Below are 14,206 nucleotides of genomic sequence, written 5' to 3' on the forward strand. Positions count from 1 at the left end.
AGACCTGGCGCCGACAGTGGAACAACAATAAATAATCACTGTGAGGGCTACCCGATGTCAGAACATGCTCAACCCCTGGGTTCGGCGGTCAACACCGTCATCACCCGCAACGACTCAAAGAAGGTCATCTTCGCCTCGTCCCTGGGGACGGTGTTCGAATGGTATGACTTCTTCCTCTACGGCGCCCTCGCGGCGGTGATCAGCAAGCAGTTCTTTGCTGGGGTCAACGACACCACGGCGTTCATCTTTGCCTTGATGGCCTTTGCCGCCGGCTTTGTGGTGCGACCGTTCGGCGCGCTGGTGTTTGGCCGCTTGGGCGACATGATCGGGCGCAAATACACCTTCCTCGTCACTATCATCTTGATGGGCGTGGCGACTTTCTGTGTCGGGCTGTTGCCGACCTACGCCAGCATCGGCATTGCGGCACCGATCATCCTGATCGTGCTGCGCATGCTGCAAGGCCTGGCGCTGGGCGGTGAATACGGCGGCGCAGCGACCTACGTGGCGGAACATGCGCCAGCCGGCAAACGCGGCTTCCACACCAGTTGGATTCAATCCACCGCGACCCTCGGCCTGCTGCTGTCACTGCTGGTGGTGCTGGCCTGCCGTTACTTCACCGGTGACCAGTTCGAAGTGTGGGGCTGGCGCATTCCGTTCCTGTTCTCCATCGTGCTGCTGGGTATTTCCACCTGGATTCGCATGAGCCTGCATGAGTCGCCGGCGTTCCTGAAAATGAAAGAGGAAGGCAAGTCCAGCAAGTCGCCGATCCGCGACTCGTTTGGTAAATGGGAAAACCTCAAGATCGTGCTGATCGCCCTGTTCAGCATCAACGGCGGCCAGGCGGTGACCTTCTACGCGGCGCAGTTCTATGTGCTGTTCTTCCTCACCCAGTTCCTGAAAATGGACCCGGCCCTGGCCAACATGCTGCTGATCATCAGCGTGGTGATCGGCGCGCCGTTCTTTATCTTCTTCGGCTGGCTGTCAGACAAGGTGGGCCGCAAGCCGGTGCTGATGCTCGGCCTGCTGCTGGCGACCGCGCTGTACTTCCCGATCTTCAAGAGCCTGGCGCACTACACCAACCCGGCGATGGACCAGGCCAGTCACCAGGCCCCGATCACCGTGTTGGCCGACCCGGCGACCTGCACCTTCCAGTTCGATCCGGTGGGCAAGGCCAAATTCGACAGCCCGTGCGACAAGGTCAAGACCTTCCTGGTCAAGCAGGGCCTGCCCTACAGCAGCGCCGCCGCACCGGCCGGCAGCCCGGTGCAGGTGAGCGTAGGTGACGTACGCATCGACGGGTTTGACGAAAAAGCCCTGCGTGGCGCCGTGACCCTGGCCGGTTATCCGTCATCGGCAGATGTGGCCCAGGTCAACAAGACCATGGTGGTGGTGCTGATCGTGGCGCTGATCCTGATTGCCGCCATGTGCTACGGCCCCCTGGCTGCGTTGATGGTGGAGTTGTTTCCGACCCGCATCCGCTACACCTCGATGTCCCTGCCCTACCACATCGGTAACGGATGGTTTGGCGGGTTCCTGCCGACCGTGTCGTTCGCGCTGGTGGTGTACACCGGCGATATCTTCTACGGCCTGTGGTATCCGGTGGTGGTGACCGGGGTGAGCCTGATCGTGGGGCTGTTCTGCCTCAAAGAAACGCGGCATGTGGATATTGATAACAACTGACTGAAGGCGCCCCTTTCCCTTGCCGGACGGGGGCGCACACAAATTGCTGTATATCCATACAGATAATAGTTGATCAAATCCCTTCTTTTGCCCATTCTGCTCTTCATTCAATGGCGTAACGAACGGGCTGAGCATGCGGCTGTACCTCTGTGAAAAACCTTCCCAGGCCAAGGATATTGCGGCCGTACTCGGCGCCAGTCGCAGAGGCGATGGCTGCTGGCTGGGCAATGGCGTCACGGTTACCTGGTGCATCGGCCACCTGCTGGAAACCGCGCCGCCCGACGCTTACGACGAAAAGTACAAACGCTGGGTGCTGGCCGACCTGCCCATCGTCCCGGAAAAATGGAAGATGCGCGTCAAGCCCAAGACCGCCAGCCAGTTCAAGGCGGTCAAGCGTTTGCTGGGAGAGGCTCAAGAACTGGTGATCGCCACCGACGCCGATCGCGAAGGCGAGATGATCGCCCGCGAGCTGGTGGAACATTGCCGCTATCGCGGGCCGATCCAGCGACTGTGGCTGTCGGCGCTGGACGACGCCTCCATCCGAAAGGCCCTGGCAACCCTCAAGCCCGGCGCCGAGACCTTCAGCCTGTACCACTCGGCCCTGGGCCGTTCCCGCGCCGACTGGCTTATCGGCATGAACATGAGTCGCCTGTTTACCTTGTTGGGGCGCCAATCCGGTTACCAAGGCGTGTTGCCCGTGGGACGGGTGCAAACGCCGACCTTGCGCCTGGTGGTGGACCGCGACCGCAGCATTGCCGATTTTGTGCCGGTGGCGTACTGGGCCATCGATGTCGACCTGCGCCACGAACGCATGACGTTCACCGCCCAGTGGCGTGCGGCCGAGGATGCCTGTGATGACCAGGGCCGGTGCCTCAACCCGCAACTGGCACGAGACGCTGCCGACGCCATGGGCAACGCCGCCACCGCAAGGCTGGTAAAACTGCGCACCGAACGCATGCGTGAAGTCGCGCCCCTGCCATTCGATCTCGGCACCCTGCAAGAAATCTGTTCCAAGAAGCTCGGCCTTGGTGCCCAAGAAACCCTGGATATCGCCCAGTCGCTGTATGAAACCCATAAAGTCATCACCTACCCTCGCAGTGATTGCGGCTACCTGCCTCTGAGCCAGCACAGCGACGCGCCGAAGATTCTTGCTGCCATCGCGCGCGCCGATACTGCGGTGAACGAATTGATGCCGCATATCGACCCGCAGCGTCGCTCGCGGGCGTGGAATGACGCCAAGGTCAGTGCCCACCACGGCATCATCCCGACCGGCGCCGGCAAGGATGTGGGGCAACTCACCGGCAAGCACCGTGCGGTCTACACCTTGATTCGTGCACGCTACCTGGCGCAGTTCCTGCCCAACCATGAATACGACCGCACCCAGGCGGATTTCGACTGCGCGGGGCAAGCGTTGCGCGCGGTGGGCAAAGTGGTGATCGACCCGGGCTGGAAACGCGCCCTGCCCGAAGCCTTGGCGCCAGCCAAAGGGCGTGAAGCGCCAGCCCCACAAGCGTTGCCGGCATTGGTACAGGGCCAGGACTATGCCGTGGCCAAGGTCAACCTCAAGGACCTGTGGACCCAACCACCCAAGCCCTTTACCGAAGGCGACCTGATCAAGGCGATGAAAAACGTCGCCAAGCTGGTGGAAGACCCGCTGCTCAAGCAAAAGCTCAAGGACACCACCGGCATCGGCACCGAAGCCACCCGCGCCGGCATCATCCAGGGCCTGTTGGACCGTGGCTACCTGGTGAAGAACGGTAAGGCGCTGTCGGCCACCCCGGCAGCGTTCAGCCTGATCGACGCCGTGCCCCGCGCTATCGCAGACCCCGGCACCACGGCGATCTGGGAGCAGGCGCTGGATATGGTGCAAAGCGGTGAAATGAGCCTGGAGGAATTCGTGGCCAAACAGGCGGCCTGGATGAGCAAGCAAGTGGCACGCTGCAATGGCATGCGCATGACCATCACCGGCCCCGCCAGCCCGGCGGGCCGAGGCGCCGCGCCGTGGAAAAAGAAACGCAAGAGCGCGCCACGCAAGACTGCAGCCAGCCCTAAACGGACGAAAAAGCCGACTACTGCGGGGTAAATCGCGAAAAAAACCGGCGAATGACGTTTTTCGACGGGTTTAACGCCGCTTTGGACCTTGCCGCCGCGCGGGCCGTCTAGGATTCTGTAAGGGGAGCCTGACTAATTAACAAAAACCGGAGTGGCCGCCATGAAAACCGTTGCAGAAGTGCTCAAAGCCAAGGACAAGAAAAACCAGGAAGTCCATGTCATCAAACACGACCACACCGTGTTTGAAGCACTGGTCAGGATGTCCGAGAAAAACGTCGGGGCCTTGCCGGTCGTCCAGGATGACGTGGTGGTAGGCATCATCAGCGAACGTGATTACGCCCGCAAAATCATGCTCAAGGGGCTGTCGTCGGTCACCACAAAGGTGCATGAGGTGATGAGCTCGCCGGTGATCACCGTCGACACCCATAAAAAGGTCGATGAGTGCATGAACATCATGACCGACAGTCACCTGCGCCACCTGCCGGTGGTCGAAGACGGCAAACTGTTGGGCCTGCTCTCCATCGGTGACTTGGTAAAAGAAGCCATTGCCGACCAGGCTGACCTGATCAAACAGCTGGAGCAGTACATCCGCGGCGAATAGGGGAACCCATGCTCGACACGCTGGAACATCAAGAGGACCACCTCGACACCCTGTACCGGGCCATGGCAGACCGGCGTTTTCTGGTGTTGACCGGTGCCGGGATCAGCACGTCGTCGGGCATTCCCGATTACCGCGACAGCGAAGGCGTGCGTCGGGGCAAGGCGCCAATGATGTACCAGGAGTTCCTCGCCACCCCGCAAGCGCGGCGCCGTTATTGGGCGCGGGCGATGCTGGGGTGGCCGAGGGTACGCATCGCGCAACCGAACCAGGCGCACCTGGCGCTGGCGACGTTGCAGCAACGTGGCCGTATCAGCGGGCTGATCACGCAAAACGTCGACACCCTGCATGACCAGGCCGGCAGCCATGATGTGATCGAACTGCACGGCAGCCTGCACCGGGTGCTGTGCCTGGACTGCCAGCTGCGCAGCGAGCGCGGTGTGATCCAGCGGCAGATGGAGATCGACAACCCCTACCTGGCGCAGGTGCATGCGGTGCAGGCACCGGATGGCGATACCTTGCTCGATCCCGCGTTTGAAGAACATTTTCAGGTTCCCCGCTGCCCCCATTGCAATGGCGAGCGCTTGAAGCCCGACGTAGTGTTTTTTGGCGAGAACGTAGCGCCGGCGACAGCCGCCAGGGCAATGAATGCGGTAGAGCATGCCGAGGGATTGCTGGTGGTGGGCTCATCGCTGATGGCTTATTCGGCGTTTCGTCTGTGCAAAGCCATGGTCGAACAGGGCAAGCCCGTGATTGCCATTAACCTAGGCAAGACCCGCGGGGATGAGCTTTTGCAAGTGAAGATCGAGGCGTCGTGCGAGCGACTGTTGCCGCTGTTGACCGATCGTTTGCAATAACCCATTCACCACGGATTAAAACCGTTATCGCCGGCAAGCCGGCTCCTACAGTGTTTTGTGTTGAATTCACCCGCTCGGTTCTACGACTCCCCCCTCCATAAAATGACGCCCAAGTCACGTTTTCCCGCATTCTCCCGTCCCCACGGCGATTTATGTAGTGATCAAAAATAATCACTACATAACCGTTGACGTAACCTTTTTGTCCTTGCATTATCGAGACGTCTCCCGGATCGGGAGCGTTGGCAACAAGCGTTTTGAACAAGCTCGTCTGACCGCCGAGCTGTTTTTTCCGGATGTGCACTGCCCACAAGGCGGATTGATGAAGCTGACCGGCCCATGGGGCTCGGTACAAGGCGCTCAAATGCGGCTTGTCTTCGTTATGAAAGCATTGCGTAGCAGTTCATCAGCAAGACTACATGCATCAGGTTCAAGACCCTGCCCGTATTCGGCAGACAGTCGCTGACGCCCGGTTTTCGCAACCGGAGACAACTAAAGATGTTTTAACGAACCAACTGATAGATCGCCAACTGGTCAAGGGGCTTACACATGAATCTGAACAACCAACCAACTATCGATGAATTGGCTGAGATGTTCGCAGCGCAGAAAGACACACTCGACGACCATATCCTGTGGATTGGCAAATCGGGCGAAGTCCAAATCGACTGCCTGGCGCCCCACACCGAAGAAGCCGAGTTCGACCGCAATAACCGTGAATTGGCGGCGCGCCTGAAGATGTACCGTCGCGGCCAGGGTTATGTCGGCAAGAAAGCGGCGGCCGATCGCAACTTTATCGAGCAGGTCTTCCACACACTTAATACCGAATGGCAGAACCTCAAAGGCCAATCGCACGTTAAAGTGATTGATAAATACTGCTGATAACACAGCATTAAATATTTAAGCCCGCTTATTCATTCAAGCGGGCTTTTTAATGCCTGAGTTATAACAATGCCGGAAACCGCCCTTTTGCCGCTTCATCCCGGAAAATATCAAACAATACTTGCGCCGCTGCCGAGAGTTCATGCCCTGGCTTGGTCAGCACACCAATGGGCCGTTCGATCACCGGATCGCTCAAGGTAATGCAATGGGCGCCCGCCTCCTCCATTTGCCGTGCGCACAACGCCGGCACCGCGCTGACGCCCAAACCACTCGCGACCATCTTGCCCACTGTCGCCAGTTGATGGCTTTCCAGGGCGACCGGCAACTTCATCTGTAAAGCGCCCAAGTGTTCTTCCAGCATCACCCGTACTGTCGACGGTCGTTGCAACGTGATAAACGGCTGCTCCAGCAAGGTTATCCAATCGATTTCGGCGCAGGCAGCCAAGGGCGAATCACCCGGCACCACGGCGATGAAGCGATCGAGGTACAACGGCGTAAACGCCAGTGATGAGCCTTCAGCAGGCTCAAACGCCACGCCCAGCTCCACCTGCCGGTCGCGCACCATCTCCAGCACTTGCTCATTGATCAAGTCATGCACGGTCACATTCACCTGCGGGTAACGCGCGCGGAATATCTTCAGGATCGGTGGCAGCAAATTGCCCGCAAACGATGGCATCGCCGCGACCGTGACTCGGCCGCGTTGCAGGGTGAACCGTTGGCGCAGTTCGTCTTCGGCGTTGTCCCAGTCGGCAATCAGCCGGCGCGCCAGGGGCAGCAGGGACTCGCCCTCAGGCGTCAGGGCAACGTTGCGTGTATTGCGGCTGAACAGGCGCCCGCCCAGGCCTTCTTCCAGCCCCTTGATGGTCAGGCTCAGCGCCGATTGGGAAAGGTGCAGGCGCTCGCAGGCGGCGGCGAAACTCAGGCTCTGGGCCACGGCGAGAAACGCGCGCATTTGTTTAACTGTCATGACGCTACTCCAAACGGCCAGGCGACTATGCTGTTTTTTAAATCAATCAACCTTAAAAAACAACTTAACAAATCAATCAGCCGGAGCAACACTCGACTCATTGGCTGGCCCACAAACAATAAAAGAGGTGCATATGGCAGGTTTCGATAAACGCGTGGCGTCCTACGAGGAAGCACTGGCAGGCCTGGAAGACGGCATGACCGTACTCTCCGGCGGTTTTGGCCTGTGCGGCATTCCGGAAAACCTCATCGCCGAGATCAAGCGCAAAGGCACCCGCGACCTGACCGTGGTTTCCAACAACTGTGGCGTCGACGGTTTCGGCCTGGGCGTGTTGCTGGAAGAGAAACAGATCAGCAAGGTAATCGCTTCCTACGTCGGTGAAAACGCCCTGTTCGAGAAGCAATTGCTTAGCGGCGAAATCGAAGTGGTGCTGACCCCTCAAGGCACCCTGGCCGAAAAAATGCGCGCTGGCGGCGCCGGCATCCCTGCGTTCTTCACCGCGACCGGCGTCGGCACCCCGGTGGCCGAAGGCAAGGAAACCCGCGAATTCAACGGTCGTCCGTACCTGATGGAAGAATCCATCACCGGCGACTTCGCCATCGTCAAAGGCTGGAAAGCCGACCACTTCGGCAACGTCATCTATCGCCACACCGCCCAGAACTTCAACCCGTTGGCCGCCACCGCCGGCAAGATCACCGTGGTCGAAGTGGAAGAAATCGTCGAACCGGGCGAGCTGGACCCGGCGCAGATCCACACCCCTGGCATCTACGTCGACCGGATCATCTGCGGCACGTTCGAGAAGCGCATCGAACAGCGCACCGTGCGCAAATAATCCGCCCCCAGCCCGAACAATAAGGACACATAAAAATGGCTCTTACCCGCGAACAAATGGCTCAACGCGTCGCCCGCGAAATGCAGGACGGCTTCTACGTCAACCTCGGCATCGGCATTCCGACCCTGGTGGCCAACTACATCCCCGAAGGCATGGAAGTGATGCTGCAATCGGAAAACGGCCTGCTGGGCATGGGTCCTTTTCCTACCGAAGAAACCATTGATGCCGACATGATCAACGCCGGCAAACAGACAGTCACCGCGCGCATCGGCGCGTCGATCTTCTCCTCCGCCGAGTCCTTCGCGATGATCCGTGGCGGCCACGTCGACCTCACCGTGCTTGGCGCGTTTGAGGTGGACGTACAAGGCAACATCGCCTCATGGATGATCCCCGGCAAGCTGGTCAAAGGCATGGGCGGCGCCATGGACCTGGTGGCCGGTGCGGAAAACATCATCGTGATCATGACCCACGCGTCCAAGGATGGTGAGTCCAAGTTGCTCAGCCAGTGCAGCCTGCCGCTGACCGGCGCCAACTGCATCAAGCGTGTATTGACCGACCTGGCCTACCTGGAAATCGAAAATGGCGCTTTTGTCCTCAAGGAACGCGCACCTGGCGTCAGCGTTGAGGAGATTGTGAGCAAGACCGCCGGTAAACTGATCGTCCCGGACCACGTTCCAGAAATGCACTTCCAGTGAGGACAGATTCCATGCAAGACGTCGTGATTGTTGCTGCCACCCGCACCGCCGTGGGCAGCTTCCAGGGTTCGCTGGCGAACATTCCGGCACCGGAACTGGGCGCTGCCGTAATCCGTCGCCTGTTGGAACAGACTGGCCTCGACCCGGCCCAAGTGGATGAAGTGATCCTCGGCCAGGTACTCACCGCAGGCAGCGGCCAGAACCCGGCGCGCCAGGCCTCGATCCTCGCCGGCCTGCCCCACGCGGTGCCCAGCCTGACCTTGAACAAGGTCTGCGGCTCCGGCCTCAAGGCTCTGCACCTGGGCGCCCAGGCCATCCGTTGCGGTGACGCCGAGGTGATCATCGCCGGCGGCATGGAAAACATGAGCCTGGCTCCGTACGTACTGCCCGCCGCACGCACCGGTTTGCGCATGGGCCACGCGAAGATGATCGACAGCATGATCACCGACGGTTTGTGGGATGCGTTCAACGACTACCACATGGGCATCACCGCCGAGAACCTGGTGGACAAGTACGGCATCAGCCGTGAAGCCCAGGACGCGTTCGCTGCGGCGTCTCAGCAAAAAGCCGCTGCTGCTATTGAAGCAGGCCGCTTTGTCGATGAGATCACCCCGATCCTGATTCCCCAGCGTAAAGGCGATCCTGTGGCCTTCGCCGTGGATGAACAGCCTCGCGCCGGCACCACTGCCGAGTCCCTGGCCAAACTGAAACCGGCGTTCAAGAAAGACGGCAGCGTCACCGCCGGCAACGCCTCCAGCCTCAACGACGGTGCCGCCGCCGTGCTGCTGATGAGCGCCGACAAGGCCAAGGCCCTCGGCCTGCCGGTACTGGCGCGTATTGCCAGCTACGCCAACGCGGGCGTCGACCCAGCCATCATGGGCATCGGCCCGGTCTCGGCCACCCTCCGCTGCCTGGACAAAGCCGGCTGGAGCCTGGGCGACCTGGACCTGATCGAAGCCAACGAAGCCTTCGCCGCGCAATCCCTGGCGGTGGGCAAAGAGCTGGAGTGGGATGCAGAGAAGGTCAACGTCAACGGCGGCGCCATCGCCATTGGCCACCCGATCGGCGCGTCAGGCTGCCGCGTGCTGGTGACGCTGCTGCATGAAATGATCAAACGCGATGCCAAGAAAGGTTTGGCAACGCTGTGCATCGGTGGCGGCCAAGGTGTCGCGCTGGCGCTCGAACGCAACTGATTCAAAGAGCAACACGGAAAAGGCCTGGTTCCACGAAAACCAGGCCTTTTCTTAATGCGTTCTATCTGAAAAACGCAGTTCAAATGTGGGAGCGGGCTTGCTCGCGAAAGCGGTGAGTCAACCATGAATCTGGTGACTGACACACTGCGTTCGCGAGCAAGCCCGCTCCCACATTTGATCTTTATTGCCTGTCGGATTGGGGCACCGCAAACACCGCATTCGCCCGCGCCACCACCTTCTCCCCCACCTGCAAGCTCACTGTGGCAAACGCCATCTGCCGCCCCCGCTTGTGATGCTCCAACCGCACCACAATCCACTCCCCGACCTGCACCGCCCCCAGGTAATCCAAGGTCATGCTCGCAGTAATCAACGGCAGCGGCGGCTCGCTGGAAAACGCCATGGCATACCCCATGCCGATATCCGCAAGGGTCGCTAGCACCCCGCCATGCACGGTGCCGCGTCCGTTGGCGTGGCGATTGTCGGCACGCAGGCCGACCTCCAGTTGCAGGCCCTCCCCTCGGCAATAGGCCGGACCGAGCAGATCCAGCAATGGACTGCTGCGGGGCAATGAAACAAAACCTTCAGGTACGGCGTGAGTGATCATGGCGGATTCTTCCCTGGAGTGAAGGTTGAGATGTACGCCTGGCCGCAAGCAGCGGCCATTACCATCTACCGCGCAAATCCCCCGCGATGCTTTGCGTTAATCCACCAGACCCGCTTTAATCGCCGCATCAACTCCCTCAAGGAACTGCAATGCGCCATCCGGACGGCAAATCCCTCGCACTTCGCGCCCCTCTTTTGACACTGCTGGCCGGCTTGGCCCTGGTTGGCTGCTCGCCCAGTGACCACTCGCGCGCGCGGGTGATCAACGGCGAACAAAGCCGTGCCGGCGCGCAATTGGCCTACGAACACGAACTGAGTCTGGCCCTGCCCGGCGCCTTGCTTTCACCGCGCATGCAGGCCACTCGCGAAGCCTGCGAAACCGCGCGTTTTGGCGCCTGCAATATCCTCGGCATCACCGAAAACGACAGCGGCGGCCAGATCATCCTGCGCATCGCGCCGACCGGCGTGGAGCCGATGGTCACGATGGCCGCTGAAGGTGGCAAACTCGGCCAGCGCATCACCACCGCCGAAGACCTGGCCGATGCCGTTGCCGATGTGCGCCGTCGCCAAGACCGTCTGCAAGCCCAGCAGCAACGCCTCGACGAACTGGCCAAACGCAAGGACATCACCGTCAGTGACCTGATTGCCTTAAGCAAGGAACAGGCGGGCATTGAAAACGAGCTGCAGGAACTGGCACAGGTTGCCGCCGGCCAGCAACGCCGCCTCGATACCAACCGTGTGACCCTGAATTTCCGCTCCTCCGATGGTGCAAACCAGCAGTCGAGGTTCAGCCGCATGTTCAGCAGCTTGGGCGACAACCTGGTGGACGGCACTGCCGACGCCCTGGAGCGGTCGGCCTATATACTGCCGTTCGTGATCCTGGCGTTTCCGGTGGTGTGGTTGTGGGTATGGCTGTGGCGCCGCTTCGTCAAACGCCGCACCTGATCAGCGCTTCATGCACCGCTGATAACGTTCATCCACCCGCTTGGCGAACCAGGCGGTAGTGAGATTGCGGGTGATTTTGGGGCTCTTGAGCACGATGCCCGGCAGGATCGCCCGCGGCATCGGCTTGCCCGCCGCCTTGTCGGCCAGGGCAAACACGCGCTTGTAGAGCGTGGTGTCTTCAAAGTCCAGTTGCTCGCCTTGCTCCAACTGGCTGCGGATGCTGGGGTTGCGCATGTCCAGCTTCGCGCCCAATGACCGCACCGCCAGCTCGGTAGTGCCCGGCAGCAGTGAACCGTAGCGAATCAGATCTCCATCCAAGGCCAGGTCGGTGCCCGAGGCACGGCTGACGGCAGCCTGGAACGCGGCATTGCGGCTGGCGTACCAGCCGGCATTGAAGTCGGCAAACCGGTACAACGGCTGGTCATAGTTAACCGGATAACCGAGCAAATGCGCGATGCCGAAGTACATGCCGCCCCGCCGGGTGAACACTTCGCGGCGAATGCTGCCGTCCACCGTGTAGGGATAACCTCGCGCTTGTTTCTGCGCAAAGTCGATACTCACCTGCATCGGCCCTGCGGTATGCACCGGGTTGAAGCCACCAAACAGGGTCTTGCCCAGGGGCACCATGCTGATGAAGTCATCGAAGATGCCACTCAGGTCTTTCTCCGTGCGTGCAGCGCCCATGCGATCGGCGTAAGTCTTGCCGGTGGGCGAACGCAGTTGCAGTGCGCTGCGGACCACAAACGCCGGCACATGGACTTTTCCGGCGCGCCGCAGGATTTCATCCTGGGCGATCTTGCCCATGTTCGGCACGGGTGGGTCCACTTGGTAAGTGGACTCCTGCTCGGTCACCGCCAGCACCGCGCAGATGTTTTCCGTGCTGGGGTAGATTTTCTGGGTATCGAAGGCGGTGTAGATGTCCTGGGCCCACCCCTTGCGGTCAGGCACCTGGGCCGGTAGCAACCGCACGATCTGCGCCTTCACCTCGGCTTCGCTGCGCTCCGGCTGTTGCGGGTTGCGTGTGGTGGAGCATCCGGCCAGTACCAGTAGAGTGGTAAGGCATAGGATCAGGCGGCTTGGGTACATGGAGCTTCCTTGGGTGGCGGCGGGCCGGGGCATTGCAGATATCGACCGGTAAGTCTAACCAGGGTTCGCCCACCTTGCGTGCTCGCCAGTGACCCGCAAAATGTGACAGGATCGGTCATCGACCATTCGTACACGGAGTTTGAATGCCATGCTCAGCCTGAACTTCCTGATTACCTGCCTGATTGTCGTATTGATTCCCGGCACCGGCGTGATATTCACGGTGTCCACCGGCCTCACCGCCGGCAAGCGCGCCAGTGTATTCGCAGCGTTGGGATGTACCGCCGGGATCATCCCGCATTTGCTGGCGTCTGTTCTCGGCCTGTCCGCCCTGCTTCACACCAGCGCATTGGCATTCGACATGCTCAAGTACGCAGGCGTCGCCTACCTGCTGTACGTAGCGTATGCCACCTGGCGCGATCGTTCGGCCTTTGCGGTCAGCGAAACACCGACGCTCTCCAGCGCATGGAGCCTGATGTTGCGCGGCTTGTTGATGAACATTCTCAACCCGAAGCTGACCATTTTCTTCCTGGCCTTCCTGCCCCAATTCGTCTCACCAGGCAGCACGGCACCCGCCCTGCAGATGTTGGTGCTGAGCGCTGTATTCATGGCGATGACGTTTGCGGTGTTCGTGGCCTATGGCCTGCTGGCCAATGTATTTCGCCGCGCGGTGATCGAATCACCACGGGTACAGAACTGGCTGCGCCGCAGCTTTGCAACAGCTTTTGCGGGCCTGGGGTTGAACCTGGCGTTTGCGCAACGCTGACACCACACAACACTGTAGGAGCTGGCTTGCCAGCGCCTACAGTGGAGATAGGTTTAGATCCCGGCCAACGCCAAATCCATCGCAAAGTAGGTGAAGATCAAGTCCGCCCCCGCGCGCTTGATCGAGCCCAATGTCTCGCGCACCACACGGTCCTCATCAATCGCACCCGCCTGGGCACCGAATTTGATCATCGCGTATTCGCCGCTGACCTGGTACGCCGCCACCGGCAGGCGCGAGGCTTCGCGGATGTCGCGGATGATGTCGAGGTAGGCACCGGCAGGCTTGACCATCAGCGCATCCGCGCCTTCCTGTTCGTCCAGCAACGATTCGCGCACCGCTTCGCGGCGGTTCATCGGGTTCATCTGGTAGCTTTTACGGTCGCCCTTGAGCGCGCTGCCGCCGGCTTCGCGGAACGGGCCGTAGAGGGCCGAGGCGAATTTGGTCGAGTACGCCATGATCGGGATATGGGTGAAGCCGGCATCATCCAGGGCGCGGCGAATCGCTTGAACCTGGCCGTCCATCGCCGCCGAGGGTGCGATGACATCGGCACCCGCTCGGGCAGCGGCCACGGCTTGCTTGCCGAGGTTGACCAGGGTCGCGTCGTTGTCGACATGGGCACCGTGCATTACGCCACAGTGGCCATGATCGGTGTATTCGCAGAAGCAGGTGTCGGACATCACGATCATTTCCGGCACGGCGTCCTTGATGATCGAGGACATGCGCGAGACCAGGCCACGTTCCTTCCAAGTGTCGCTGCCGCTGGCGTCCAAGTGGTGGGACACGCCAAAAGTCATCACCGACTTGATGCCGGCGCGGGCATAGCGCTCGATCTCGCCGGCCAGTTTCTTCTCAGGGATACGCAACACACCGGGCATGCTGGTGATGGGCACGAAATCGTCGATTTCTTCTTCGACGAAGATCGGCAGCACCAGATCGTTCAGGGTGAATTCGCTTTCCTGGAACAAACCACGCAGCTCCGGGGAGCGGCGCAGGCGGCGTGGGCGGGCTTGGGGGAACTGGCTGGTCATGGCTTTCCTATCAGAAGGCAGAAATCTTTGG

Annotated in this window: 14 protein-coding genes; 10 read left to right on the forward strand and 4 right to left on the reverse strand. The window is 60.5% G+C overall.

Going from position 1 to position 14,206, the window contains the following annotated elements; translation table 11 throughout:
• The first annotated feature begins 54 nt into the window (after positions 1-54).
• The 5 genes from WH299_RS24685 (at position 55) to WH299_RS24705 (ending at position 6,063) form a co-directional block, all read left to right on the forward strand.
• Complete coding sequence (locus WH299_RS24685) at positions 55-1,680, forward strand: MFS transporter (protein WP_028619603.1); 1,626 nt, start codon at positions 55-57, stop codon at positions 1,678-1,680.
• Between the two features lie 133 nt (positions 1,681-1,813).
• Complete coding sequence (locus tag WH299_RS24690; RefSeq protein ID WP_339551554.1) at positions 1,814-3,763, forward strand: DNA topoisomerase III; 1,950 nt, start codon at positions 1,814-1,816, stop codon at positions 3,761-3,763.
• A 129-nt stretch (positions 3,764-3,892) separates the two neighbouring features.
• Positions 3,893-4,333, forward strand: a complete 441-nt coding sequence (locus WH299_RS24695; RefSeq protein ID WP_028619602.1) for a CBS domain-containing protein — start codon at positions 3,893-3,895, stop codon at positions 4,331-4,333.
• A gap of 8 nt (positions 4,334-4,341) precedes the next feature.
• The gene (locus tag WH299_RS24700; RefSeq protein ID WP_122724272.1) at positions 4,342-5,187 is read left to right on the forward strand and encodes an NAD-dependent protein deacetylase; all 846 of its coding nucleotides are present in this window, start codon (positions 4,342-4,344) and stop codon (positions 5,185-5,187) included.
• A 546-nt stretch (positions 5,188-5,733) separates the two neighbouring features.
• Positions 5,734-6,063 (forward strand): hypothetical protein, encoded by a 330-nt coding sequence (locus WH299_RS24705; RefSeq protein ID WP_339551555.1) that lies wholly within the window; start codon positions 5,734-5,736, stop codon positions 6,061-6,063.
• Positions 6,064-6,124: 61 nt separating this feature from the next.
• Here the strand turns inward: WH299_RS24705 and WH299_RS24710 are convergent, their stop codons facing one another.
• A complete protein-coding gene (locus WH299_RS24710; RefSeq protein ID WP_078047820.1) occupies positions 6,125-7,030 on the reverse strand; it encodes a LysR family transcriptional regulator in 906 nt (301 codons plus the stop codon).
• A gap of 133 nt (positions 7,031-7,163) precedes the next feature.
• Here WH299_RS24710 and WH299_RS24715 point away from each other — a divergent pair, with 133 nt between their 5' ends.
• From WH299_RS24715 to WH299_RS24725, 3 genes are read left to right on the forward strand one after another with little or no spacing between them, the layout of a single operon-like run.
• Positions 7,164-7,862 carry a CoA transferase subunit A gene (locus WH299_RS24715; protein WP_010211319.1) on the forward strand — a complete coding sequence of 233 codons (699 nt, stop codon included), beginning with the start codon at positions 7,164-7,166 and terminating at the stop codon, positions 7,860-7,862.
• A 35-nt stretch (positions 7,863-7,897) separates the two neighbouring features.
• Complete coding sequence (locus WH299_RS24720; protein ID WP_003211625.1) at positions 7,898-8,557, forward strand: CoA transferase subunit B; 660 nt, start codon at positions 7,898-7,900, stop codon at positions 8,555-8,557.
• Between the two features lie 11 nt (positions 8,558-8,568).
• On the forward strand, positions 8,569-9,750 hold the full coding sequence (locus tag WH299_RS24725; protein WP_122724261.1) for an acetyl-CoA C-acetyltransferase: 1,182 nt from the start codon (positions 8,569-8,571) through the stop codon (positions 9,748-9,750).
• 181 nt (positions 9,751-9,931) lie between these two features.
• On the opposite strand, the gene WH299_RS24730 is transcribed toward WH299_RS24725, so the two are convergent.
• A complete protein-coding gene (locus WH299_RS24730) occupies positions 9,932-10,354 on the reverse strand; it encodes a PaaI family thioesterase (protein WP_126571247.1) in 423 nt (140 codons plus the stop codon).
• 149 nt (positions 10,355-10,503) lie between these two features.
• Here WH299_RS24730 and WH299_RS24735 point away from each other — a divergent pair, with 149 nt between their 5' ends.
• Positions 10,504-11,298, forward strand: a complete 795-nt coding sequence (locus tag WH299_RS24735) for a DUF4349 domain-containing protein (RefSeq protein WP_126571248.1) — start codon at positions 10,504-10,506, stop codon at positions 11,296-11,298.
• Here WH299_RS24735 and WH299_RS24740 read toward each other — a convergent pair whose 3' ends face one another.
• Positions 11,299-12,384, reverse strand: coding sequence for a DUF1615 domain-containing protein (locus WH299_RS24740; protein ID WP_126571249.1), 1,086 nt, complete (start codon positions 12,382-12,384; stop codon positions 11,299-11,301).
• Positions 12,385-12,532: 148 nt separating this feature from the next.
• Here WH299_RS24740 and WH299_RS24745 point away from each other — a divergent pair, with 148 nt between their 5' ends.
• Complete coding sequence (locus WH299_RS24745) at positions 12,533-13,147, forward strand: LysE family translocator (protein ID WP_126571250.1); 615 nt, start codon at positions 12,533-12,535, stop codon at positions 13,145-13,147.
• Between the two features lie 53 nt (positions 13,148-13,200).
• Here WH299_RS24745 and hemB read toward each other — a convergent pair whose 3' ends face one another.
• Positions 13,201-14,175 (reverse strand): porphobilinogen synthase, encoded by a 975-nt coding sequence (gene hemB / locus WH299_RS24750; protein ID WP_016977356.1) that lies wholly within the window; start codon positions 14,173-14,175, stop codon positions 13,201-13,203.
• Positions 14,176-14,206: the final 31 nt, after the last annotated feature.

The organism is Pseudomonas sp. MYb541, from assembly GCF_037479595.1.
GTDB lineage: Bacteria > Pseudomonadota > Gammaproteobacteria > Pseudomonadales > Pseudomonadaceae > Aquipseudomonas > Aquipseudomonas canadensis.